Source organism: Paenibacillus sp. J23TS9 (genome assembly GCF_018403225.1).
Lineage (GTDB): Bacteria > Bacillota > Bacilli > Paenibacillales > Paenibacillaceae > Paenibacillus_AQ.
In genome coordinates, this window is sequence record NZ_BOSG01000004.1 from 238,395 (window position 1) to 262,479 (window position 24,085).

Here is a 24,085-nt window from a genome sequence, read left to right on the forward strand (position 1 = left end):
CTTTCCTTACGTTCTCGAATCGATTAGACCCTTACCAGACCGGCTCCCGCTAACACGCCGAAGACAGCTTCCTGCAGCGTCATATCGCTTGACAGCGTGACGAATGAAATACCTCGTTCGGAAGCTATTTTCCGTAATTCATTCTGATAGTGTTCCAGCTCATCACGGTAACTCTGAAGCACACGTCCAGTGATGGCGACTTCCTTGCCGGTGTTCAGCTCGCTATCCACAAGCCGTAAATCTCCGCTAAGATCCGGGTTGATCTCCTCCGGTGACAGCACCTGCACGAGGACAACCTCCTGGCGGGCTCCCGCCAAACGGGAAAGAATGCTGCCCATCGCGGACTCGCCTTCTCCAAGCCAGAAATCGGAAAAGATCCAGGTCATTCCGGGAAGGCGCGGCATGGCACCGGGCTCTCCCAGCGCTGATGATAGACTGCCTTCTCCTCCGGGAGGAGCATCATGCAAAAATTGAAATAGCCTCATGGTAGAACCCCTGCCCCGCAGTACAGGCAAACGGCCATCCAGCCGATCGCTGTAACAATAGGCTCCGACCCGTTCATACGAGCAGAGCGCAATATAACCGATGCTGGCAGCAAGCCTCTTGGCAAAAAGCAGCTTATTCACGGCCGCCTCGCGGCCTGGCTTCCCATCAGATAACGAACCGCCGAAGTCCATTGAAGCGGAGCAGTCCACATACAGGCTGACCATTAACTCCTGCTCATCCATAAACTGCCTTACAAACGGCTTTCCCGTGCGGGAATATACGCCCCAATCAAAGCGGCGGATATCGTCCCCGGGTGCATATGAACGATAATCAGCGAATTCTAGCGAAGAGCCGAGCCTGCTTGAACGCCGCTTGCCCTGAAGTGTGCCAGCAACCCGTCTGCCTGAACCGAGCGCGAGCCTTTCCAGGCGCACCATCCAGTCCGGTGGCAGCAGATGGGCGCTGGTCATGATCGCCCTCCGAGGGCCTGAAGCATCTCGCCTACGACCTGATCAGTCGTAATACCCATGGCCTGTCCTTCAAAGTTCAGGAATATCCGGTGACGAAGTGCAGGTATGGCTACAGCGTTAATATCACTCTGGGCAAGATGCATTCTTCCCTGGCATACCGCACGCACCTTGCCGGTAGAAATAATGGACTGAATTCCGCGCGGTCCGGAACCGAAGCGCACATATTTCTTCACGCCCTCCGGTGCAGACTCTTCTTCGGGATGTGACATCATCAGCAGTCTCGCCGCATAGTCGAGCACCTCGTCAGCGACCAGCACTTCTCTTGCCCCATGCTGGATTTCCAGCAGCTCTTCCGATCCCGCCTGCTTCACGATCGTAGGCTGGTGATTTGAAGTCGTTCTCTTTACGATTTCTTTGAGCTCCTCCGCTTTTGGATAAGGCACGAGTATTTTAAGGAGAAACCGGTCAAGCTGCGCCTCTGGCAGCGGATAGGTCCCTTCGTTTTCAAGCGGATTTTGAGTCGCCAGTACGAAAAATGGATTCGGTAGACGGTGCGTCTCATTCCCGACGGTCACGGTCTTCTCCTGCATAGCTTCCAGCAGCGCGCTCTGGGTCTTCGGTGTGGCACGGTTGATTTCATCCGCCAGTACAATGCTGCTGAATAGCGGTCCCCTTTGGAACGTCATCGCGGTCTCACCTTGTCTTCCGAAAGATAGAATCTGTGTCCCGGTAATGTCGCTTGGCATCAGGTCAGGCGTAAATTGAACGCGTGAAAAGGACAGGTCAAGGGTGTCTGCAATCGTGCGGACCAGCATCGTTTTCCCCAGTCCCGGAATGCCTTCCAGCAGCGCATGTCCTCCGGCAAAAATGCACCAAAGCATCTGCTCCACAACCTCCTGCTGGCCAACAATGATCTCACCGATCTGATTGCGCACGCGCGATATCGTTTCTTTCCAGGCCTCAGGCTGGATTTGGGTTTCCTGCATCTTTACGCTCCTCCTGGTTCCCTTAAATATGGATATATTCGTTACCGCGATCTCTTACATCTCACGGATTCGGGTTAATTCCGGTAAAATAGCTCTCGACCAAGCCCTGCATCTGCTGCGGCAGCTCCTGCCGCCCCAGCGACTTCTTGGCCTCGGCCTCGTATTCTTTGTACACTTCCTCGTACGGTCGGCTCGCCCCATCGACGGCAGGAGAAACTCCGCCTTTCTGGATGGTGCCGCCCTGGCCCTTCAGTGGTCCCTTGTCATTTTGCTTATTACCACTGCCTTCAAACTTGCGCGGTGTCATGACGAGATTGCGTCCTCCTGCCCCCATACCGGCACCCGGCCCTTGACCGGCTCCCTGGCCGCTTCCAGAACCACTTCCGTTGCCCGAGCCGCTGCCATTGCCTGAACCGCTGCCGTTACCCACACCCTTACCTTGTGTTCCGCTGCTTCCAGGTGAAGCGGAATCACTATCTTCCGGATCCGCTTCGCCGGACTCTTCGGCCATGGCAAGCTCTTCGGCGCTGCCGCCGCTGCTCCAGGCGTCCGATACCTGCATGCCTGATGCGGTCATTTGCGAAGCCAAACCAAGTCCCTGAGAGGCCAGCTTGGAACTCATGCTGGAGGCGGCCGCCGACTGGCTCGAAGCGGCTGCGCGAGCCGCTAACGCTTTGGACATTGCTGCTTCAAGATCGCTGAGAGCTTCATCTACTTCTTTATCCTTTGCCCCTTCAGCCAGTGCCTTTTCAGTCTTTTTCAAAGCATCCTTCAGCGCCTGGGTCTCCGGGTTTTTAGCAGCCTCATCCGCCAGCTTGCTCAGCGCCTCCTTGAGTTGCTTCTTTTGCTCCGGGGAAAGCTGCTTCACCTGCTGCTTGAAATTCTCCATTGATTTTTTGAGATCTTCCGACTTTCCCTGAGCAAGACTCTTGCCTAAGGATGACATATTCGGAGTGTCCTGCATTTTCTTGCCCAGCTCAGATAATTTCTGAACGGCCGCTTCTTGCTTCGCAGCTGTTTTTTCCATCTCTTTCATTGTTTTCTCCAGCTCAGCCAGCGCTTTTTCCGGATCCTTCTTCCCATCCAGATTTTTTTGCAGCGCTTTGAGAGAATCCTCGAGTGGTTTTTTTACGGCTGGATCAAGCTCTTGTGTCCGAAGTTGCTGTACCAGCTGCTCCGTCTTCTGTTTCTGGTCCTGCACCCATCCCTTTTGGCGGGCTGCCTCAGCAAGCTTTGTATCCATGGGACTTGGCAAGATGGAGAGCCCGGCCCCAACTGCAAGAAAAATGCAGCAAGCAATCGCTACTTTTTTATAGCTCGGGTATGGAAGTCTGCTTTTGAGATGAGCCGTGAAGCTGCTTCCATACGCCTCCGCCTGCTTACGCTGCCAGTGGGCTGCGGGAGTTTCCTGCTCAGCAAAAGAGAGAGCCGTCACCATCATATCGCTCCGCTCGGCTCCACCGGTGGCCGCATCCATGGCCTGCGCTGCCTCTCTTTCCTTCACGCGGTATAACAAGCCCCAGGCAGCCCCCGTAATAAAGCCGGCCAATACAGCTGCCAGTGCCAGATAACGGTAGAATGGAATCGGCCACAACCGGGCCACGAGCAGCAGAAGGATGGCTGCACCAAGTCCGGCGGCAATTCCGTATAAAGAATAGCGGATGAGCCGGAACTGCTGGAGTCGTGACTTCGCTTTGAAAACCGCACTCCGAATGGCGTCCATAAGCTGTCCTCCTTTGTTCGTTCAATTTTTTAGATGCATCATCTACTTAGCAAATACATTTTATGAATGATCGCTTGCACTCGTTTCCAAAGCTGAAGCCTGGTTGTCCTGAACTTTGGATTTACGTCTTGCCACCGGACGAATTCGGCGGATACTGATCCATAAAGAAGCGATGATCACCACGCTGTATACCAGCACAAACTCCTGCCACAGCTGAATCGGCGCATTCGAGTTCAAGTTACCGTTCCGGAGCATAAAGGCCTGCTTTGAAAAGCTGGGTTCAAACAGACTGATCAGTGCCCCCGCCGGGTTAAGGCCCAGAATATAACCGACAAAAGAGTACGTTGTCGCTGTGCTTGGCGTGGAGTAATAGCTCCGCTGAACAATGCTCATGATGAATAAATACAAGAGGCCTGTCAGAAGAAAGATGCATAACGCGACGCCATACGTCACAATGACGGCAACCATGGTCCGTTTAAAGAGCGTTGAGAACAGCACTCCAAGTGACCCTAGAAGCAGCATGACAAATAAATAGAACAAAAAGATAAAGATCATCTGCTTCAGCGAAATACCTCCGTACAAGAAAACGATGCTGTAGATCGGCATGGTCGCTACAATAATGAGGGTCATGAAGCTTAAGGAAGAAAATAGCTTGCTCAATATGATGGTCGATGAGCTTTGCTGGGTCGTCAGCAGCATGCTCAGCGTCTGCTTTTCCCGTTCACCGCTGATGACTCCCGCCGTCAATGCGGGTGCCATAAACGCAATCAGCACCAGCTGCGCGAAGCTGAGCACATAGAACATCATACGGCCTGCGCCTGAATTGAAGGATTGGTTTCCCTGGTTGCCCAAATAAAGCGTGATATATATGAATCCCAGCGCAATCAGGCCGAGTACCAGAATATAGGCCAGCAGGGAAATCGACGATCGCGGTGTCCGCATTCGCAGTCGGAATTCTTTGTCCAGCACCGGATTTATCCATTTGCGGCTCCAGTTCATACGGCAGGCCCTCCTTTGGTGATTTCGAGGAATACATCCTCCAGATTGGTTTGTGCCTCATGAAAGGAAATAACAGCATATCCCCACGAGATGATCTTCTGCAGAAGCTGCACCTGCTCCAGGTCTCCGCCGCCAAAATGCACATGGATGCCTGTATTATCGGAGAGCACGGCTGACACCATGGCCTCATCCTGCAAGCGTGCAGCAAGCTCCTCTTCCCGTTCCATCACGCGAATATGAAGCACTTTTTTGACGCGCAGCCGGGCCTGAATGTCCGCAACCCTGCCCTGTGCCACCATCTGCCCATGCTCGATGACACCGATCTCATCCACCATTTCCGCCAGCTCCGGCAAAATATGCGAGGAAATAATGATCGTCTTGCCCATTTGCTTCAGCTCTTTTAATATTTCGCGCATTTCAATTCTTGCCCTTGGATCAAGGCCGGAAGCCGGCTCATCCAAAATAAGCACCTTCGGATCATGAATCAAGCATCGTGCCAGACAGAGCCGCTGCTTCATTCCCCGGGAGAGGCCATCTACATAGACATCACTTTTGTCGCTCAGATTCACAAGCTCCAGCAGCTGCGGAATCAGCTTCTCACGTTCGCCGCGCGGGATATTGTAGCTGGCGCCGTAAAAATGCAGATATTCCGTCGTTTTCAGCTGATCATACACACCGAAGAAATCCGGCATATATCCGATTCTTTTACGCACTTCTTTCGGATGCTGGGTTACGTCAAAGCCGTCTACTTTGGCAATGCCCGACGTCGGCAGCATCAAGGTCGCCAATATCGACATGGTCGTCGATTTGCCGGCACCATTGGGTCCAACGAATCCAAATACAGTCCCTTCGGGAATATAGAGATTTATATCTTTTAATGCATCGAAATTGCCGTAACGTTTACTTAAATGCTGAATGTCTATCATGGCTTCACTGCCCCCTCTACCGCTAGCTCGGGCAGCATCAGCTCCGTCGCTTCCTTGGCTGTCAGCTTGATGCGGATACGTCCCTGCGAAGCATATTGATCATTTGGATTTGCCGCGCTCCACTGCTTGGATGCATCCCATTTGATGAGCTCCCAGTCCTGCTTTTTATAATTAAAAATATAATATTCCGTTTGTTTGCCAGGATTTTTAGCTTGAAGCTTCACCATGCCACCCGTCATTTTTTTCATATCCGGTACGTCATAGTCAAATGTGATATATCCCTGCTCGATATGGCTGATTCCGTTTGGCTGCTCATACCAGTTCGGAGAAGCCACTTGATTGACAATCGGTGTGATAAAGCCCAGAGGTATCTTCACCTTCCCATTTTGTGTCCAGCTAACAGCCACCGGCTGAAGCCATAGGTTCAATTGATCACTATCAATATCGCGTCCATCATTACGATAGTTAAACAGCTTATCCTTGCTGAATGCCACGATGTAAGCATCTTGAGCTGACCATGCGGAACCCTGAAGATAGTTGTCCAGCATGCCTCTCTCCCGGTTGTAAGGATCCTGTCCACCCGAATTGTTCTGGAACATGGCAAAGCTCAGCATGCCGTTCCGGACGGCTTGTGCGTTTTTGACCGATGCAAGAGAAATGGATTTCCCTTGCTCCAAATCTCCCAGCGGATAAAGTTTCCCGCCGACAACGAGTCCGGCATGAGTCAGACTTTTGGATGTCGTGTTCACGACTTTCCCGTCAATGTCACCCTTATCATTAATAAAGAGACTGACCTCTAATTGGCCCAGGCCTTCATTTTGGGAACGCCGTTCCACCCAGAGCTTGGCCAGGGACCACTGAGGCATGTCCAACAGCTCAACTCCTGTCTCTTTGGAACCAACCTCTACCAGACTCAGACTGTCAGCTGATCCAGAGAATGAACCTCCGTCCCGCTGGATCGTCACATAGGAGTTGGCAGGCAGTTCCAGATGATAGTCTCCGCTTCCCGGCGAAAAGAAGGCTGTCGCGCTTTTGACTTTTCCCTGTCCGCGGCCGTCCAGCTCCACCACGTTGAGAGTATGGGCAAGCTCCTTTGTTTTATCAGAAGCACCAATGAAATACACCGTACCGCTTGCGATTACTGCGATTAAAGGGATCATCCACCATGCCCATTCGCGCTTGTCCACTCTTTTTAATAGCAGGTAAAGCAGCGGCGCAACGACAACCGCATAAATAACGATCAACCAGGCCAGAACCTGAAACGAAGGCATTTTAAGCGATGGAAAGAAGTTCAGGATATAGCTCAGATTCATTAGTGGATTGTAATTCCCGCGCATGGCGTTCAGGTTGCTTGTTTGAAGTTCAGTGCCGAGCAGCGCAGACCATACAGACGGATGGCCCGCCCACGAGGCAATCGGTTCCTGAGTGATATCATAAGCAGCGTAAAGCACCTTGCCAGTCTCCACCTGCCGACTCGCAAACAGCGGCTTGCCTCCGGTGGTGTACATCAGCTTCGCATCCTTTACCAATTCAGCATCGGATAACGTAAGCTCTCCTCCCAAATTCAGCTTTGAAGCCCCGCCTTTGGCGCTTCCCTGCTTGAATGCTCCCAGCTTTTCCAGCTCGGGCAGCGACGTCACGCTGAATGTCCCTTTATACTTGACCGGTGATATTTCAGCAAAAGGGGCTGCTGTTTTCGGGTAAGCCGCTCCGCCTCCAAGTATCAGCTGACCTCCGGTTTTGACCCATTGCTCAATGGATGTGACCTGTGCCGGAGTGAGCGTGTCGGACGCGAAGCGGTCGAACACAAGCACATCCAGTCCATCCATCAGCATCGGATCTTCAGAAATATCCTTCTGCTTCATATGCATGACGATTATTTTTGAATTGCCGCTTTGCAGGACCGCGAGAAAGTTCATCGCATCCGGATCATCGGACAGCACACCGACATTCGTGGAATTAATAGTAGCACCGTTGATATAGCTGTCAGTGCCGTTAGAAAAGCTGATGAGCTTCCCCTTCTCGACAGATCCTTCATAAAATCTCACTGTATTATTGTTTTTGTTATACTGCTGCCCTGGAATAGCCAGGACAACCTCCTTGGGCGTATCCTTCGGCAGCTCGACATGCTGTACATAAGAAGAAGGACTGTTTCCGAATTGGTTCTGCAGCACCTGGAAGACAATATCTCCCGACAGGTCCTGATTGCTTGTAAGTGTTAGCTTCAGTGGATTCCAAGTCCCATTTTTAATCATCCCGCTGTAGCCGGCTTCACTTTTCACAATAATGGAAGGCTTGTCATCGGCATGCGCAATCCCGGTGCCAAGTCCAAGCTGAAGCAGCAAGAGTAACGCCATGGCCCACAAAGGAAGCCTAGTCCACTTCATATCACGTTTTATCAAAGACAACATGTATACCCCTCTCTAATCAATGCTTGATTTGATCTTACGATATTAAAGACGCTTCGTTTCTTAAGTTTCACTTCAATATTCTAAAAATTTTCTAAAGAAAATTTTGTTGAAAGTACTTTACAACAGAAAAACTTGCTTATATTGGGCCTTTTTCGCAGCTAAATCAGATGTCATGGGCTCGCATAAAACCTGGGCATGCTGATAAAAAAAGCCCGCTTCTCTCGAAGCAGGCTTTTGCGGTAAAACATTCATTTGACTTGTAAAAAGGGATCTTAACTGGTTTTCCGGACGAAGAACGCCGGATTAACCGTTAAATACGACCGTTTTATTTTCATGAACCAGAATTCGGTCCTCAATATGCCATTTGACAGCTCTGGCCAGTACGACACGCTCAATGGTGCGCCCGATCCGCTTCAATTCGCTGACATCATCGCGGTGGCTGACCCGCTGTACGTCCTGCTCAATGATCGGACCGCCATCCAGCACTTCCGTGACGTAGTGGGCAGTGGCTCCAATAATTTTCACGCCCCGCTCATAAGCTTGGGCATAAGGCTTCCCGCCGACAAAAGCCGGGAGGAATGAATGGTGAATATTGATAATCCGATTCCGGTAATGCTCAATAAAGGTCGGAGAGATAATCTGCATGTACCTTGCCAAAATAATCACATCAATATCGCTGCCTACAACTTCAAGCTGGCGCTGCTCGGCTTCTTGCTTCGTATCTGCCGTTACCGGAATATGATGATAAGGAATGCCAAAGGATTCTACATACTCCTTCATATCCGGATGATTGCTGACAACCATCGCAATTTCTGCGTCAAGATCTCCCGCCTGCCATTGCCACAGCAATTCAACCAGACAGTGATCCTCCTTCGAGACGAAGATCGCCAGTCTTTTCTTGCGGCTGACATTGTAGATTTCCCATTGCATACTGAATGTTGCTGCCACAGGCGCAAACTTTTCTTCCAGATCAGGCAATCGCTCCTCCAGATCAGCCAGATCGAACTCAACACGCATGAAGAACATGCCGCCCTCCGGATCCATCGTATATTGATCGGATTGAACGATGTTCGCTCCATGCTGATGCAGAAAATGCGATACGGCGGCGACGATTCCAGGTCCATCCGGGCAAGAAATGAGCATACGCGCGCGATTTTGATGTGCTTGTGACGCAGATGTAGCGTTCTTTTTGACATGTAGTTCCATGAGACTCCTGCTCCTCCCTAATACGATCTCTCTAATATGAATGCCTATTTCAGGGCTTCTTTGCCTGCCAGACAGGCGATCAGCCGCTCATTGATTTGTTTCTCGCTCAGATCAGGGAACAATTTGGCTTCCGTAATCATGTCATACAAGCGTTCCAGCGGTTCCCGAGAATCAGCCTTCTTCGCTTTGGCATCGTTTTTGAGCAGTGTCCACACATCCAGTACGAACTGGCGGGGATCGATGTCCTGCTTTGCATAAAAACGATGCAGATCGTCCACCTGATTAATAAACTCTGCACCAAAGCGTTCTGATACATTGCCGCGCAGAAGTGCAATTTCAATCTCGTACATCGGACTCTGCGTTTTGGCATCCTTGCCGATCCAAGGCGTTTCCAGAATGAACGGTCTGCCGGCAAGCTTTTCGTGATGTACGACATTGTTGATCGTATCAAAACCAATCCAGCCTGTCCCAAGCGGGGTATGACGGTCTTTTCCTGCTCCCCGCGGATTTTTGCTGTCATTGATATGAACGACACCAATGCGATCAAGACCGATAATACGGTCAAACTCTTCAAGAACGCCGTCGAGATCACTTACAATGTCGTAACCAGCATCGTGAATATGGCATGTATCCATACAGATCGTCAGGCGTTCATTGTGCTTCACCTTCTCGATGATCGTGGCAATTTCCTCAAACGAGCGGCCCATTTCTGTTCCTTTGCCGGCCATAGTTTCCAGCGCAATATGAACCTCAGTTTCATTGGTACCATTCAGCACCTCGTTCAGACCATCGGCAATCCGCCCAAGTCCGTATTCCGGATCCTTGTCGGTATAAGCTCCCGGATGAAGAACGATATTCTTCACGCCAATAGCATGCGTACGGCGGATCTCCTCCTGAAGAAAGCTGACCGCAAGCTCAAATGTATTGGACTTATACGATCCGAGGTTAATAATGTAAGGCGCATGCACGACAATTTCCTCGAAGCCGCTTTCCTTCATTAATTCCTTGCCTTCTTCCAGAAACATCGATTCAATCGGTTTGCGGCGCGTATTCTGCGGAGCACCGGTATATATCATAAAGGAGCTCGATCCATAGCTGTTGGCTTCGTTTGTTGCACTCAAAAGGCCCTTGTCCGAAAAGGACACATGAGAACCGATTTTTAGCATAATCCATCCCCCTCATTAGAATTAACCCTTATTTTAGCGTGAATACTGAAATAAATCTAGAAATGCGTTATAATTCAGAAAAAGGTTTAATGAATTGAAGATAATCTTAGAGGTGAACCACATGCATAGTTCATTGGGCACGAGGCTGCTATCCTCCATGCCATCCAATATCTTTATGGATTCGATGATAGTATGGGCGGTTATCATGCTGATCTCCATGTGCATCGGCGGATATTTTATGATCCGTAAATTTCTGAAGGTACTTCCCAAAAATGACGGTAAGTCCAAACTGGACTGGCAAAATCACTGGGTTGAAACCAGCCGCTACCTGTGGACGGATGAATCCAAGGAATTTCTGGACAAACTGGTCAAGCCCGTTCCCGGACCGTTCCGCGATATCGCCAAACACTCCATTGCGGCTGAAATCGGCAGAATCGCCTTGGAAGAACAGGCAAAGGAGGTAACCCGAGATCACTGCATCAAAGGTTATATATCCGCCACGCCGAAACGGGATAACAAGTTCCTGGTCGCTTTCCTTAACAAAAACCAGATTGACTACAAGCCATATGAGCATCTGATGCAAAAGTAGACCCTTTGTCTGCAAACGAAAAGCCCCCGGGCAGGAGCGTCAAATTGAAGAAATGAACCATTTCGTCAGTCTGATTCCATGCCAGGGGGCTTTTGCATATGAAAAAACAAGTAAACCGTCCATCGACGTACTTTCTCAGTACATAGAGGACATTTAGCGGAAGTTATCTGGCATGTAAAGACATGCTGAGTCCTCGAAGATTATACTTTCAAATATCTAATGCAAAGGGGCGTACCAGCTCATGAAAATTACGATTTGCGGCGGAACAGGCTTTATTGGGAAGGCACTCTCTGAGCATTTGCTGCGGCAAGGCCACGAAGTGATCATCATTACCCGCAAAGTACCTGAAGCTGAACAAGATCGATCAAAGTACATGACATGGGATCAAGTCGATGCCGCTCCTGTACTTCTTGAAGGCACAGAGGCAATCGTCAATCTGGCCGGTTCTTCCCTGAGTCAGCGTTGGACACCCAAAGCCAAGCAAAGCATCATCGAGTCGCGGATGAAAACCGTTCAGGCCGTATCCAAGCTGGTTCACACCCTTCATCAAAAGCCCGCAGTCGTTGTTCAAGCATCAGCTATAGCTATATATGGCACATCGCGCGTTGATACTTTCAGTGAAGAAAGCCCGGAACATGTCGTCGATTTCCCCTCCTCTGTCGTAAAGGAATGGGAGGATACCGCGGAACTGATTCAGGGTGTCCGCTTGATCAAGCTCCGGACCAGTGTTGTTCTGGGGACTCATGGCGGTGCCTTCCCGCTCATGAAGCTGCCGTATACGCTTGGATTCGGCGGGAAAATTGGAAGCGGGAAGCAATGGGTGTCCTGGATTCATCTGCATGATATGGTCCGGTTAATTGAATTCTGTATCACTCATCCGGATATAAGCGGCCCCGTCAATGCCTCTGCTCCAGAGCCCGTAACCAACAATCAGTTCGGGCAGACGGTGGGCCGTATCTATCATCGCCCTCACTGGTTCCCTGTACCTTCTTTTCTGATGAAAACGGTTCTTGGCGAGCTTTCTCTCATCATATTGGAAGGGCAGCGCGTCATACCGGATAAGATTCTAAAGCATGGCTTCCGCTTCGATTACCCGACGCTGGAGCAGGCTCTGCAGAACTTGAAGGAGAACTAGGCGGAGCGGAAGGTATAAGCTCCCTTAACGATGATAAAACGATCCCCGTCATGAAGCGGATATTCTTTATAAGGAACCAGCATCTCTCCCATCAGACGGGTACCATTTTTCGAGCCGAGATCTTTGATCTGATATCCTCCGTCTTCGGTCCGGCTCAGCTCCACATGTGCGCGTGAGGCTCCCACCGAGTTTTCAATATATTGTGCCACCTCTTCAGAACGGCCTATCACAAAATGCTGCTGCCTCAGCTCGATGCGTTCAGCCCTCGCTTCCCCTTCCCCTTCTCTTAGCAGATAACACACGGGCGCAAGTTTAACAGATACGGCATTCGCTGCAGGAACCGTATTACTTAGAAGCACGGTTGCACCGCTTTTGCCCGAATTCAGTATTTCCGTCTTTTGCCCGAGCCGGCTGTAATAATCCCTTTCCGCTATGTCCGTATCCGGTGAATCCGAATCTGAATTCACACCTGCATGATTCCATATCCTCTGGTTAAATGCCGAAATCCGCGCCCCGTTATCAGCTTCATTCTTCCCTGTGCCGCTTTCCCTATCGTCACCGTTTCTCTGATCCGATTGTGACTGAGGGAATTTCCATTTCCAATCCGGCTCAGGGTCATGGTCAATAGCAGCCATCTCAGAAGGCTTCTCCACGCCCTTTTTCATGCCACCTTTGAAGAAACCCGTCAATTGTTCGATCTCAAATCTTGTATTCCCTTTGCTTGGCTTTGAATCAGCAGAAAGCTCGGTAGAACCGAAATCGGGCAGCTCATTAAGCGTAGTTGAAGCCGTCCCCGTGTTTTTTGGCGCAAAGAGCCTGCCAACCCAGCTTAATACAGCAGCTATACCAAGGATAACCGTGAGCAAGAGGCATACGATCATCTTTCCACTGCTTGGGGCAGGCATATAGATCATTCTCCACACAATAGCCGCCATCAGTAGACAACCAAGAGCTATGTAAGTTCTTCGCGATGAAGCAGGTTCCTGTTCTCCATCAGGTATTATTTCATCCTCTGGACCGGATCCGTAACCGTTCCAACTCTTGAGAAAGGCAGGTACTTCCGGATCATCATCCCGGTGATTCGGATTAGGCTTATTCCGGCTTGTGCTGAGCATCGGAAATGCTTCGGCTGCCGTTGAACTTCTGTTTCGCCTTAGCGCCAACTCGATCGCGCTGTCTTCATGATTCTCAGAGCTCACTCGTTCCGTTCTCCCCTTTATGGCATGGGAGTTCATTTCCGCCTGTTGTGGTCCCTGATATGCATGATTCGTATTTTTGCTTCCTCCTGCTCTTGAGTAGGCCGCAAAAGCTTGTTCATGCTCCGGTTCAGAAATATATCCCTGCTTCACGTTTACTGCCGAGTTCACACGTACCTCACCTGCACCGGAAAGCAGTCCAAGGAGCAGCTTCTTAAAGCCGCTCACCGTAAACTCCTCGGAAACCGTGAACTGCAGCAGCTGCTGAACGCCTCCACCACTCAGCTCAATGACGGATGCCATGAAACGGGTAACAAGCTCCTTTAAACTGTCACTGACCGACCTTAAACCTTCTGTCCGTTCAAGCGGAATATATGTCAGGTAAAGTGTGCCTTCCTGGAGTGAGCCATCCACAAAAATATACTCTTCCTCCAGAACGTACTTCCCGGGCTGGAGCATGTACATTGCACTTTCTTCCAGTGTTTCCGCCAACTGCAGCAGAAGACTGTAGTATTCAGTCATATTGATCTTCTCGCCTTTCAGCATGTGTGAGAGCATCTTCTTTTCCGTCATGTCGTAGCGCAAAGTCACCTGCAGATCAACCTCCTGCACATGCAGCGGCAAGAAACGGGGAATCCGTGAAGCGGATATCATGGACACCTCCACCTTGCTCAGCTCGTCCGACCGGATTCCATTGGTTCCCGACAATACCATGAAGGTCCCGCCCTGTTGTATAAAATCTCTTGTTAAACCCAACAAATGAATTCACCCCCTAGCTGTATAAAATGAACTAAAGAATGTATACCCATCTCTAATAAACCGCATCGAAGATGGAAGATATGGTGAAATAAACTTTAGTTCAATTTATATGAGTGTATATATACAGGCGAAAATATAACCAGGAACCACTGCCAGCATAAACGGAAAGCGGAGCTGCTTCTCCTTTCCGGTCTTGAGAGCCTGAAAGCTCCTTAAGATGAAAACGCCCGTCAGGCTGCTCACGACTTTTCTCAGTCTCTTCACTGTCTCCCGTCTCCACAAGAGAATCATGACGCCTATGACACCGGCGCAGAGCACAGAATAAACCAGGCATTGGACGGTAAGGAGTGTCCCCATCCATGCCCCGATGCCTCCAAACAGCTTCACATCACCAGCCCCAACCGCACCGATCACATGCATAATAAGCAGCAATCCAAAGCCTGCTCCAAGCCCCTTGGCGGAAAAAGCTACGCCCTGCAATCCGCCTGTAATTACATGAAATAGAACTCCACTGAACATGGCGGTTATTGTCAACCAATTTGGAATTTTCATGGTTCTGATATCCGTTACAAAAGCAGCCATGATTATGAGTGTGCAGCCCCAGATTGAAACATCCATGTTCCTGAAGTCCCCCTTGTTCACACTTGAATAATTGTCTAACCATGCCTCTGTTTAACCCTTCACGACAGTAAACATCACTTCGGTTCTCTGACCGTCAGCAGTTGTCACAACGAAGGGCCATGTGCCCGGGGTTGTATTCGGCCCGACAAACCATTCCCATTCAATATATCCTGCCGAATCCGCTTGCTTTTCTCCCAGATATTTAGCTGTGCTTTGACCACTCTTGTAAAAGACAGACAGGTTTGCAGATGTCCCCGGCTCTATCTTGATGCGGACCTTCGCCTTTTTCCCGACATAAGCCGGGTCTGGTTTCTCCAGAACTTCTACAGCCTTTGTGCCGGACTCACCATTATTCCCATCATCGGCGCTTGGCTCCGTCTCTCCAATCCACAACCGCTCTTGGGCCTTGGCCTGAAGGACGATCTTCTTATTCAGAAACGGCACCTTCACGGGAAGCTCATAGCTTACTTCTATACCGAAGTAAGGATCTGTCCGCGTCTTTAAGTTCGGGATCTGAATATTGGATACATGGATTCTGTCGTAATCCAGCAGTTTACCTTCCATATACGGTTTTAAAATAGGCTTGACCACCGGATCAAGCACAGTCTCCGCGACCTGATTCTTCAAATCCTGAAGCGGATTATCAGCTTTGGCCACAGCAGCTGTCATCCATTCATTCAACGGGGCCGGCATTGTTTCCGTGTATTGTGATGCCCAATCACGGAGTGAGAGCTTAGGGATACTCCAGCTCCCTTCCGGCTCTTTTCCGTCCTCATCTGTCTCGGGCGGCTTCTGTTCTATGGCCAGCGCGACCGGGTATATATGGGTCGAAACCATTTTGACGGTATCGGATACCGTACTCTGCAGGGCAGTAGATATCAATGTCATTTTCACCATGTAAATCAGGAAGATGACAAAAAAGATGAACATCGGCATTACAAGCGATGCCTCAACCACCATGCTTCCCCGCTGGTCTTCACCGTTTCCCCCGGTCATCTCCTTCCTGTATGCCACCAACCTTCTGCTAATAAGAGAAATCAGCTTGTTTGACCGCATAATATCGGCTTCCTTCCACTTCATCCGGACTTCCTCCGGCATATCCGACCATTTTCATTACTCCAGGCAGAAACCACAATCTCATGCCGACCTTAACTTCGCCAGAAGCATAGGTCGCCCGTTCCGCTGGATTAATCCCCGTATTGAAACGGATCAGTGCCAGCATTCGAGACATTTTCTTCTGATTATTGCTGTGAATGAGCAGGAAAAGCCGTAAGTAATCCCGATATGTAATCTTCACTTTAATATAGCTGGACAGTTCCACCGAACCTGTCTCACAGAGGGTAATCATATCGGCTATAGCCATTTCAATGCCGTAGAGCAGTGCCGCAGCAAGCACGAGCAGCGGATGACCAAGGCCACTATTCTTGACCAGTCCTTCCATCGTACGAATCGCAAGCCTGGAAGCGAAGATCTCCGCATAAGCTGCCGAGACATTCCCCACCGTGTTATGAAATCCATACAATATGTATTCCAGCTCCTGATTTTTGACACCTAATTGGTCAACAACGGCATCTCCCAAACCCGCTTGTGGATCCTTAACCGCTTCTTTCAGGCTGCTGATATCAAAATGTTTGAAATACAGTGCAGCATACTCATTTTGAAGCAGCTCATCTTTGAGTCCCGACATCATACCTCCCATTGCACCATACAGTCCGTCCATATCTTTCATCGCCGACTTCCCTGCATCATATGGATCATTGTCCAAATCGGCACCCTGGTAGCTCCCGTCGATCAGCTGCTTATTAAACGCCATGCTTTCGTCGTAATAGGATTGCAGCGTTTTATATTCCTCCATATATTCCTTTGCCTTTTTATCCAGCTCGTTGATCCGCTCCAGAGTATTGGCTGCATCCTTTAATTTGGCCTTACCCTGCTTCTCTTTCTCTTTGCGTTCTTTATCCGAGGCACGATGCTGTTCGAGCTGAGCTGCTTCTTGATCCAGCTTATTAACGTTGCCCGATTCAGCGTACGTACGAGAATAAGAATCTATGATGCCGCGGGCCGAAATGACCGCATTTTTCATGCTGCCGGAACTGCCGTTTAATCCGGCTGACTCTGCGAGCACGGACGTCGCCCCTGAGATGCTGCGGTCTGCCTTGCTGAATTCATCCTGTTGACGGTCAATCTCGTTTTTCAAGTCTTTCATCAGACTTTCGGACAGCAGCAGCTTCTCGGTTTGTCCCCGCAGCCCGCGGATCGTACTTGAGTCATCCCCGTTTGTATCCGCCGCTGCCCCTGGAATACTTCCGCCGGAAACCTCATCATAACCTGCGCTTTCCGCACGGCTTTCAGATGCTGCAATGACCTGCTTCATCCGTTCATTTTGATCAAAAGCTTCCTGCCAGGCTTGATGTGCCTCCTGCAGGAGTTCGCTATGGCTTTGTGCGGCCGAGCTTTGTTTGCTCCCAAGCCTGGATAATACATCTGCCGAACCGGTTAAATAATCATCTATCTCATCACGGTACTGGGAATCCTCATCCTCGTCCCGGTTCGCATCCTCATTAGCTTTGGTAACATAATCATCGTATTGGGCTGCGACCCCCGCGGCGGTAGTTACACGTGAAGAACCGAGGGATTCATTGGATATAGAGTTCGAATACAACCCCATCAGAATCCCTGGGATGCCACTTGTGCTTTGTGCAGCTTTTTTCTGCTTGGTCAGCATCTGATCCAGTGCCGCTTCCCGCTTGTCATACAGCTTTTGCAGCTTCCTCAGTACATCCACCGTGTCAGAAGCCTCCTTCATGGAGGAAGATAAGGGCTTAAACTTGCCCAGAATTTCCAGAGTAAAGTCGATGGGTGCCTTGTACTTCATTTCTTCACCGATCTCACGGTTGAAAATATCGTATTCTCCCAGCATCCTGTCCATTGTCAAACCGGAGCTGTCCAGCTCAATGGGCATGACATCAAATTTGTCGCTCCGTACCCCCTTGTCCATACTGTTGTTCAGTACACCCGCCATAATCTGGTCGCCGCTTTGCTCCCCATAGGCAAATAGGCCGTACCGCTCCTGGAGCTCTTGATCATAGGAGGACATAACAGAACGAACCGCAGCATGCACCAGACGCTCACTCTGAACCTTCATGGCGGCAATACGGGCATAATCAATAAAAAGAGCTACAAAAGTGAATATAAGGGCCAGTATCATAATTAAAAAAACGGAAACCGATCCGTTTTCCGATCGTCTTTTAGCGAACACCATCGTTCCCCCTCTTCAGAATCCCTCTACCTGCCTGAAGACTTGAATTTTTCCAGTACCTGTTTGGCGCTGCCCTGATCGGTTTTTCCGTCTTCTCCGGAGCCTTTAAATTTCGAACCGTAATATCGCATCAAATCCACCGTCCGGATAAACTCCACAGGCTCCACTACAATGGAATTGGCATGGGTATCCACATTCGAACCGCCCTCCAGCATGACATTCAGCGGCGGCAGGGAAAGCAGGCGGGTTAGATTCACCGTGACCTTTCGCTGTAGAATCGTATTCTGATAGCTGATTTCACCTTTCATTTCCGCAGGAACCATGCTTCCGGACTTACTCATTTTAATGATAGGAAGCGTACCCCCTCCAACTTCAGCTTCCGGCAATGCCACCGTCTGCTTTTTATCCGTTAAGCCGCTCCAGCCAAACAATATGCCAAGCATACCGTCATCACTCAGCCTCCAGTACAACGAATCGTATTGGCCTTTGGCTACTGCGCCGGTGGCTGCTTCCTTATGGCTGTTGTCCCAGCTGTATGCGGAGCGTTCGGCAACGGCTGAAGCTGTCTGATGCAGAAAGCTCTGTTGATAAATATACAAGCAAAAAAACATCAAAGTGATCGTGACAAGCAGGACGATGGGAAGTACGAGGGAAGCTTCGACGGTGAAGCTCCCCCCGGTGTTTTTTATTAAGCGATTAATCTGAAAAAACTTCATCGCTCTTTTTATCCACCTTATTCAGTAATCTTTCAACAATCCGAAGAAGCTCCTTCCTGAACAACAAAGCAATGATAATGATAACTGCAATAATCAAAATCATTTCCAGCATCCCCAGCCCGTCTTCCTGCTTCCAAAAAGCCTTTGCCTTGCCCCAAGCCATCGTCAACATATCCTTCATCCTCCTACATATTCATCATCATAAATGCGGGTGTTCCTACAAGCACAATGACAATTACAAAGATGACAACCATCGGAAAGATCAGCTTGGAAGATGCCTGTTCTCCCCGTGTACGCGTAATTGCCTTCCGTTTCTCCCAAAGCACCCGGGACAAATCGGTTAAAGCCATGACAAAGTCATTACCGCCCCGCCTGAAATTGAGCAGCACGGTCGTCATAAATATCGATACCTCCTGAACCGCGCAGCGCTTGCTAAAGTTCTCGAATGACTGCTGAAAAGAATATCCGCCTTCCAGATCATCCGTCATCTTGATCAGCTCACGATACAGCGGATGGTTCTTCTCCTGCTTCTTTCGTTCCACGCAGTGGCTGATCGCTTTCTGGACCGTCTCGCCAGCTCCAACCAGAAGGATAATTTTGTTCAGCAGCTCAGGCAGCTCTATCAGGATGTCGTGATCCCGCTTCTGCACCTTGCTGTGCATATCCTTGATCATGGCTGCAGGCAGCAGTATACCTAAAGTAACGCCAATCACCAGCCCGGTGGTCTCTCCCATAGCCAACGTCAACAGACACCCCATCATGAGCAAAAGCCAGCTGTAGCACATCATTTCGCCGACGTATAAAAGTGTTTTTTCAGCGCTTTGACGCTGTCCGTTCAGTTTTTGCACCGAGCGCTGGATCTTGAAGAAGAACAACGGAAACCGGGATGTGACCTTAAACCGGTCAAGAATATACAGCATAGGAGGAACCAGCGATTTAAGCCTGAGTCCTTCCATTTGAAGCTTGGCAATACTCCGGTATTTTGCGCCGCCAATCTGGTTCAGCACCACCCAACCTCCCGCCAGCAGAACCAGTACCAAGGCAGCCAACAGCTTCATGCCCTCACCCCGCTTAAATTTTGATGTTCATCAGTTTGATAATCCATAACAAACAGCCTATTAGCCCAAGTAAAGCAAAGGTTGAAATGATCATGCCCATGCCGCTGAACATCGGTTTCATATAGTCGCCTGAAGTAAGATTCATAAACACCAGCATGAGAATGGGGGCTGCCAGAAGCGCCTTCGATTCAAATTTCTTCTGGGCTACGAGAACAGCGATTTCCTGCTGGATGTCCAGCTTCTCGCCAATAATGGAAGAAGTTCTCCGGATAACCTCCACCAAATCCCCGCCCGTCCTCTTGCAGGTCGTAAAAACATCCGCAAAATTCGTGATATCCTCCATGCATGCCCTGCGGCTGAAATCATGCAGCGCATCTTCAATCGGCTCCCCATACTCCATGCGAGCACAAATAATAGATAGCTCTGTGATTAGATCATTCTCTGCATCCGGATCCAGCAAGCGCAAATCCTGAATCGCTTCCCGGAACCCATTCTCCACAGACCGTCCAGCAGACAAAGAGGAAGATAAAGAGTAGAGAGCCTGCTTAAAATGCAGGTTCAATGCCATGCGTCTGCGTTCCAGCATATACTTCCTCCAGAATCGGGGGACAAGCAGGCCCCCAAAGGATAAAAGAAGCGCAATGACCCATTGATGATAAAAAAGATAACCAATACCTAAAAAGAGAACCGCTCCTGCAGCAATACACATCAGTCGCTGAAACCCGCTTAAAACATACACGCTGTAATCAGGCAGCTGCCTCTTTCCATCAGGTTTTGCCTTTTTGCCCTGAAGGCTTCGCTGCGACAGCCTGCGGCCCCGGACATCTGCTCCCCGAATATCAGAGCTCTTTCGTTCCAATGCCGATTGTTCTAACTTCAAAAAGCCGCCTCCTTCACCAATACAGGCGCCTCATATCCGATGCCGGCCATCCGCAGCTTGTCCTGATTCAGCAATAGTCCCTGAGGCTCAAGCTGTCCGGTAACCTTGCCATCCTTTTCTCCTGTTTCCCTGAATTTGTAGAGCGGATGAAGAATGACCTTCCCCTTCTCCATTCCGATCACTTCACTAATCTCCACCACCCGCCGTGATCTGTCCCTCAGTCTGGTTAAATGGACAAAAATATCAATAGCGGAACTGATTTGCTGGCGGACAACCTCTATAGGCAGCTCTGCTCCACTTAGCACCATCGTCTCCAATCGGCTGATCATATCGCGGGTGCTGTTCGCATGCCCCGTTGACAAGGAGCCGTCATGGCCAGTGTTCATCGCCTGCAGCATATCAAGGGCCTCGCTTCCCCGCACCTCTCCGACAACGATCCGGTTTGGACGCATCCGAAGGGATGAGCGGATCAGATCCCGAATCGCAATTTCTCCTCGGCCTTCTGTATTGGCATTGCGAGTCTCCATGGAAACCAAGTTCGGCACGGTCACAATCTGCAGCTCCGCCGAATCCTCAATGGTGATGACCCGCTCATCCGCCGGAATAAACTGGGACAAGGCATTTAAAAATGTGGTTTTGCCAGATCCCGTACCGCCGCTGATAAAAATGTTATATTTTCCTGCGACCAGCTTTTGCAGAAACAAGGAAGCCTCCCCGCCAAGAGCGCCTCGCTGCACCAAATCCTCCATGGTCATCGGCTTCTCTGGAAACTTCCGGATGGTCATGGTAGGTCCTTTTAATGCGATGGGAGGAAGTACAATGTTGACGCGCGAGCCATCCTTCAGACGGGCATCCACGATGGGTGACGATTCGTTAACCACCCGGTTCACGCCCGATACAATGGTCTGGATGATATCCTCCAATCTGGTTTGGGACTCAAACTCCAGTAAAAGCTTGGAGACTTCACCGTTTTGTTCGATGAAAATATCCCGGTGACTGTTGATCATGATTTCTGTAATGGCCGGATCATCAACAAGCGGCTGTAAAATATCAAGTCCCCGAAACGAATCATAGATGCGCCGGACAAGCCTCCTTTTCTCCGATGCCGTCAGTTCCAGCAGTTCCCGGCGGCTGAAGACGGTACGCTCGATATATTTCATCAGCTCGCTGTTGTCCAGCGCAGAAGTGACATCCAGTCCGGATCTCACCTCTCCGCGAAGCTGTCTGAACAACTCTTCATCCATATGCCCTCACCCCGGTTTCCTCAAGTACGTCCTCGCCAAGCAGTTCCCGGCAGAGCTTGAGGATATCACGCTGAAAAATAGGTGAGCTCAGCAGCAGCTCCGCGTTACTATTCTGCTTCCACGAAGGGATGTAAGGAAGAAAGCCATCAATCCCCTGAATGACACCCGGAAGCGGATTGGCAAGCTCGCCGACATAGCGGTTAACGATAAACCGGCTCTTTGCTGCGATTTCAGCGAAACGCCCGCTGCTGCTGCGCTCCATGTAGGAAAGCTGCTGTCCGCTTTTGAACATATGTATCAGATCATCCAGCAGTATCCATACCAGCTGGCTGCAGCCTTCCATAACAGCATCCGTACGCTCGTTCAACCCCGAATCCGTGTCTGCGATAATCACATCGTATCTGCCGCTTTGCGAGAGTATGTCCATCAGCCTGAGTACGTCAGATTTGCTCAACTGCAGAATTTCATTCCGGTTGTTAACCGGCTCAAACCAGTCACATTTCATCGCAGGATGACTTGCTATAAAGGGTTCTAAAGGTATCGATCCAGTGCTTTTCGTTTCCATTGCAGCTTTCATCTCATACAGCAATCTCGGCAGTCCCTGGGCATCTTCTGCTTTCCGGCCCTGTCTTGGAAACGCGGCGCTGCTGTTCAGCGTCTCCAAATTCAGGTAAAACACCGACATCCCCATGCCGCCGAGCTGTTTGGCCATATTGACTGCAGTCGTCGTTTTACCGCTCCCTCCAACGGTGGAAACCAAGCCGATAGTCACTGCTCCCGCTTCCTGCTGCACAGCCGTTCTTGAACGGCTTCCGCCCTTTTGGCATGCTTGAAGCATGGCTCCAATGAGTTCTGGAAGCGGTTGATACTTGGCCAACTCCGTGGATGGATCTTCACCTATGCCAAGGCGCTTCCAAGGGCATGCCGTATTCTCCTGCCGAAGCCAAGGCTCCAGCAGCTCGCTGTCCCCGATGACCAGATCCGGCCTCTCCTCCCCGCTCATATACTCCAGAAATGGTTCCATACGCGTAAATCCGATCATTCTCAATCTATTGCCAAACTCGCTTACATGAACGTAATGAAGCAGCGGCTCCAGATACTGCGGCTCTTTGACAGCCAGGACCACCTTATACGTCACCATAAAGCTCTTCATCCCCCATTCACAGCATGAAAAAAAGCACCGCTTCAACAACCGCATAAGCGGCTGAAGAAACGGTGCTTCCGTTATCAGCTTGTTTTACTTAATTAGGAATTTATCATATCCTGTAATGAAAAACAATACAAAATGTGTAAAATATCGACATATCAAACAAAGATGACCTTAAATAGCACATATGCGAAACATCATGATAAAAATCGCTTCCGCAGCTCAGGAGTCGGCAGCAAACACTGCTCTTCCTTACCAAACCAGCGGTACCGGTTGCGGGCAACATAACGGTAGAGCCAGTCACGGACCGGCAGAGGAACAAACGCAAAGGCATATAGCAGCGGCCAAGGCATCTTTAATTGCCGGACAATACGAAGCACCGCAGCCGAGCGGATATAATATTTCCCGTTTTCAATCACTACCACGGTGTCTACCTCATCCACAGGCAGTCCGCCCTTTTGCAGCAGCTCGGCGCCAATATCGGATTGCAATGAAGCAAACTGGAACTTGGCAAGAGGATCACGCTCAATGATAAAACGTGTTAGCCCCTGGCATAAATGACATACCCCGTCTACGAGGACGATCCCTTGATAGCCGTTTCTCTCAGGCCCTTGTTTATCCTCCATATACAGGCACCTCCTGAGTAAAGTATCTGGCTAACTCCCCTAAAAATCAAGCCAATCAGTCAGGTTAAACAAAACTCAGCTCAAAAAAATCCAGACAAAAAGAAAAAAGCCCGGGTAGCTCCCGCGCCTGGATCTCTGGTTCGACAGATTTACTTGGCCGCAGCCAGAGCTTTGTCGATCCATTGGTTCTCTTCGATTTGCTGACTCAGCTCGCCTTTGTAGCTCTCGATGCATTTGCAAATGAAATCTTTGCGGCATACGGGGCAAGGCGTCTTTTGCAATCGGCTGATGTTTGTCATTTTCCATTCCGGATAACGGCTATAGAACACACGGCACACTGTTCCGTCAGCCAGATCAAGAATGAATTCATACAATCCGCTTTGTTCGCTGCTGCTGGCTTCCTTCATGTTCGAAATCACTGGTCTGTAAGACATATGCATCACCCGTCTATATAAATTTCTTGCCTTGAAACAAAAATCAAA

22 protein-coding genes are annotated in these 24,085 nt (G+C 49.9%); 2 read left to right on the forward strand and 20 right to left on the reverse strand.

Features of this window, described 5'->3' with window-relative positions; genetic code table 11:
* Positions 1-23: 23 nt before the first annotated feature.
* The 8 genes from KJS65_RS22695 to KJS65_RS22730 all read right to left on the reverse strand — a co-directional run bounded on the left by KJS65_RS22695 (position 24) and on the right by KJS65_RS22730 (position 10,373).
* Positions 24-956 (reverse strand): DUF58 domain-containing protein, encoded by a 933-nt coding sequence (locus KJS65_RS22695; RefSeq protein WP_306432988.1) that lies wholly within the window; start codon positions 954-956, stop codon positions 24-26.
* On the reverse strand, positions 953-1,942 hold the full coding sequence (locus tag KJS65_RS22700) for an AAA family ATPase (protein ID WP_213652125.1): 990 nt from the start codon (positions 1,940-1,942) through the stop codon (positions 953-955). Before KJS65_RS22700 ends, KJS65_RS22695 begins: the two co-directional genes overlap by 4 nt.
* A 61-nt stretch (positions 1,943-2,003) precedes the next feature.
* Entirely contained in the window at positions 2,004-3,665 is a 1,662-nt protein-coding gene (locus KJS65_RS22705; RefSeq protein WP_213652126.1) for a phage tail tape measure protein, read from the reverse strand.
* 60 nt (positions 3,666-3,725) lie between these two features.
* Positions 3,726-4,664 (reverse strand): ABC transporter permease, encoded by a 939-nt coding sequence (locus KJS65_RS22710; RefSeq protein ID WP_213652128.1) that lies wholly within the window; start codon positions 4,662-4,664, stop codon positions 3,726-3,728.
* Positions 4,661-5,590: an ABC transporter ATP-binding protein gene (locus KJS65_RS22715; RefSeq protein WP_213652129.1), complete on the reverse strand. Its 930-nt coding sequence runs from the start codon at positions 5,588-5,590 to the stop codon at positions 4,661-4,663. Before KJS65_RS22715 ends, KJS65_RS22710 begins: the two co-directional genes overlap by 4 nt.
* Entirely contained in the window at positions 5,587-8,001 is a 2,415-nt protein-coding gene (locus tag KJS65_RS22720; RefSeq protein WP_213652130.1) for a DUF7408 domain-containing protein, read from the reverse strand. The genes KJS65_RS22715 and KJS65_RS22720 overlap by 4 nt, the downstream gene beginning before the upstream one ends.
* Before the next feature lie 303 nt (positions 8,002-8,304).
* On the reverse strand, positions 8,305-9,207 hold the full coding sequence (gene purU, locus KJS65_RS22725) for a formyltetrahydrofolate deformylase (protein ID WP_213652131.1): 903 nt from the start codon (positions 9,205-9,207) through the stop codon (positions 8,305-8,307).
* A gap of 44 nt (positions 9,208-9,251) precedes the next feature.
* Entirely contained in the window at positions 9,252-10,373 is a 1,122-nt protein-coding gene (locus KJS65_RS22730) for a deoxyribonuclease IV (protein WP_213652132.1), read from the reverse strand.
* Between the two features lie 121 nt (positions 10,374-10,494).
* Here KJS65_RS22730 and KJS65_RS22735 point away from each other — a divergent pair, with 121 nt between their 5' ends.
* Positions 10,495-10,962 (forward strand): DUF2621 family protein, encoded by a 468-nt coding sequence (locus KJS65_RS22735; RefSeq protein WP_244864732.1) that lies wholly within the window; start codon positions 10,495-10,497, stop codon positions 10,960-10,962.
* A 241-nt stretch (positions 10,963-11,203) separates the two neighbouring features.
* Entirely contained in the window at positions 11,204-12,097 is an 894-nt protein-coding gene (locus KJS65_RS22740; protein WP_213652133.1) for a TIGR01777 family oxidoreductase, read from the forward strand.
* Here KJS65_RS22740 and KJS65_RS22745 read toward each other — a convergent pair.
* The 12 genes from KJS65_RS22745 to KJS65_RS22800 all read right to left on the reverse strand — a co-directional run bounded on the left by KJS65_RS22745 (position 12,094) and on the right by KJS65_RS22800 (position 24,037).
* Positions 12,094-14,052 (reverse strand): DUF6382 domain-containing protein, encoded by a 1,959-nt coding sequence (locus KJS65_RS22745; protein ID WP_213652134.1) that lies wholly within the window; start codon positions 14,050-14,052, stop codon positions 12,094-12,096. The genes KJS65_RS22740 and KJS65_RS22745 overlap by 4 nt on opposite strands.
* A 105-nt stretch (positions 14,053-14,157) precedes the next feature.
* The gene (locus KJS65_RS22750) at positions 14,158-14,670 is read right to left on the reverse strand and encodes an A24 family peptidase (protein WP_213652135.1); all 513 of its coding nucleotides are present in this window, start codon (positions 14,668-14,670) and stop codon (positions 14,158-14,160) included.
* 54 nt (positions 14,671-14,724) lie between these two features.
* Positions 14,725-15,669 carry a TadE/TadG family type IV pilus assembly protein gene (locus KJS65_RS22755; protein ID WP_374706214.1) on the reverse strand — a complete coding sequence of 315 codons (945 nt, stop codon included), beginning with the start codon at positions 15,667-15,669 and terminating at the stop codon, positions 14,725-14,727.
* Between the two features lie 28 nt (positions 15,670-15,697).
* On the reverse strand, positions 15,698-17,935 hold the full coding sequence (locus KJS65_RS22760; RefSeq protein ID WP_244864737.1) for a TadE/TadG family type IV pilus assembly protein: 2,238 nt from the start codon (positions 17,933-17,935) through the stop codon (positions 15,698-15,700).
* Between the two features lie 23 nt (positions 17,936-17,958).
* On the reverse strand, positions 17,959-18,648 hold the full coding sequence (locus KJS65_RS22765) for a TadE family protein (RefSeq protein WP_213652136.1): 690 nt from the start codon (positions 18,646-18,648) through the stop codon (positions 17,959-17,961).
* Positions 18,629-18,820 (reverse strand): Flp1 family type IVb pilin, encoded by a 192-nt coding sequence (locus KJS65_RS22770; RefSeq protein ID WP_213652137.1) that lies wholly within the window; start codon positions 18,818-18,820, stop codon positions 18,629-18,631. Before KJS65_RS22770 ends, KJS65_RS22765 begins: the two co-directional genes overlap by 20 nt.
* Positions 18,821-18,833: 13 nt before the next feature.
* Positions 18,834-19,706, reverse strand: a complete 873-nt coding sequence (locus KJS65_RS22775) for a type II secretion system F family protein (protein ID WP_213652138.1) — start codon at positions 19,704-19,706, stop codon at positions 18,834-18,836.
* A 13-nt stretch (positions 19,707-19,719) separates the two neighbouring features.
* Complete coding sequence (locus tag KJS65_RS22780) at positions 19,720-20,514, reverse strand: type II secretion system F family protein (protein ID WP_244864764.1); 795 nt, start codon at positions 20,512-20,514, stop codon at positions 19,720-19,722.
* Between the two features lie 68 nt (positions 20,515-20,582).
* Complete coding sequence (locus KJS65_RS22785; RefSeq protein WP_213652139.1) at positions 20,583-21,830, reverse strand: TadA family conjugal transfer-associated ATPase; 1,248 nt, start codon at positions 21,828-21,830, stop codon at positions 20,583-20,585.
* Complete coding sequence (locus KJS65_RS22790) at positions 21,823-22,971, reverse strand: P-loop NTPase family protein (protein ID WP_213652140.1); 1,149 nt, start codon at positions 22,969-22,971, stop codon at positions 21,823-21,825. Before KJS65_RS22790 ends, KJS65_RS22785 begins: the two co-directional genes overlap by 8 nt.
* A gap of 203 nt (positions 22,972-23,174) precedes the next feature.
* Positions 23,175-23,603, reverse strand: coding sequence for a thiol-disulfide oxidoreductase DCC family protein (locus KJS65_RS22795; protein ID WP_213652141.1), 429 nt, complete (start codon positions 23,601-23,603; stop codon positions 23,175-23,177).
* A gap of 149 nt (positions 23,604-23,752) precedes the next feature.
* On the reverse strand, positions 23,753-24,037 hold the full coding sequence (locus KJS65_RS22800; RefSeq protein WP_213652142.1) for a hypothetical protein: 285 nt from the start codon (positions 24,035-24,037) through the stop codon (positions 23,753-23,755).
* Positions 24,038-24,085: the final 48 nt, after the last annotated feature.

Coding starts and splice junctions, on each gene's coding strand:
- KJS65_RS22695 (WP_306432988.1), bottom strand. CDS start 956: ATGACCAGCGCCCATCTGCTGCCACCGGACTGGATGGTGCGCCTGGAA.
- KJS65_RS22700 (WP_213652125.1), bottom strand. CDS start 1,942: ATGCAGGAAACCCAAATCCAGCCTGAGGCCTGGAAAGAAACGATATCG.
- KJS65_RS22705 (WP_213652126.1), bottom strand. CDS start 3,665: ATGGACGCCATTCGGAGTGCGGTTTTCAAAGCGAAGTCACGACTCCAG.
- KJS65_RS22710 (WP_213652128.1), bottom strand. CDS start 4,664: ATGAACTGGAGCCGCAAATGGATAAATCCGGTGCTGGACAAAGAATTC.
- KJS65_RS22715 (WP_213652129.1), bottom strand. CDS start 5,590: ATGATAGACATTCAGCATTTAAGTAAACGTTACGGCAATTTCGATGCA.
- KJS65_RS22720 (WP_213652130.1), bottom strand. CDS start 8,001: ATGTTGTCTTTGATAAAACGTGATATGAAGTGGACTAGGCTTCCTTTG.
- purU (WP_213652131.1), bottom strand. CDS start 9,207: ATGGAACTACATGTCAAAAAGAACGCTACATCTGCGTCACAAGCACAT.
- KJS65_RS22730 (WP_213652132.1), bottom strand. CDS start 10,373: ATGCTAAAAATCGGTTCTCATGTGTCCTTTTCGGACAAGGGCCTTTTG.
- KJS65_RS22735 (WP_244864732.1), top strand. CDS start 10,495: ATGCATAGTTCATTGGGCACGAGGCTGCTATCCTCCATGCCATCCAAT.
- KJS65_RS22740 (WP_213652133.1), top strand. CDS start 11,204: ATGAAAATTACGATTTGCGGCGGAACAGGCTTTATTGGGAAGGCACTC.
- KJS65_RS22750 (WP_213652135.1), bottom strand. CDS start 14,670: ATGGATGTTTCAATCTGGGGCTGCACACTCATAATCATGGCTGCTTTT.
- KJS65_RS22755 (WP_374706214.1), bottom strand. CDS start 15,669: ATGACCGGGGGAAACGGTGAAGACCAGCGGGGAAGCATGGTGGTTGAG.
- KJS65_RS22760 (WP_244864737.1), bottom strand. CDS start 17,935: ATGGTGTTCGCTAAAAGACGATCGGAAAACGGATCGGTTTCCGTTTTT.
- KJS65_RS22765 (WP_213652136.1), bottom strand. CDS start 18,648: ATGAAGTTTTTTCAGATTAATCGCTTAATAAAAAACACCGGGGGGAGC.
- KJS65_RS22770 (WP_213652137.1), bottom strand. CDS start 18,820: ATGTTGACGATGGCTTGGGGCAAGGCAAAGGCTTTTTGGAAGCAGGAA.
- KJS65_RS22775 (WP_213652138.1), bottom strand. CDS start 19,706: ATGAAGCTGTTGGCTGCCTTGGTACTGGTTCTGCTGGCGGGAGGTTGG.
- KJS65_RS22785 (WP_213652139.1), bottom strand. CDS start 21,830: ATGGATGAAGAGTTGTTCAGACAGCTTCGCGGAGAGGTGAGATCCGGA.
- KJS65_RS22790 (WP_213652140.1), bottom strand. CDS start 22,971: ATGGTGACGTATAAGGTGGTCCTGGCTGTCAAAGAGCCGCAGTATCTG.
- KJS65_RS22795 (WP_213652141.1), bottom strand. CDS start 23,603: ATGGAGGATAAACAAGGGCCTGAGAGAAACGGCTATCAAGGGATCGTC.
- KJS65_RS22800 (WP_213652142.1), bottom strand. CDS start 24,037: ATGTCTTACAGACCAGTGATTTCGAACATGAAGGAAGCCAGCAGCAGC.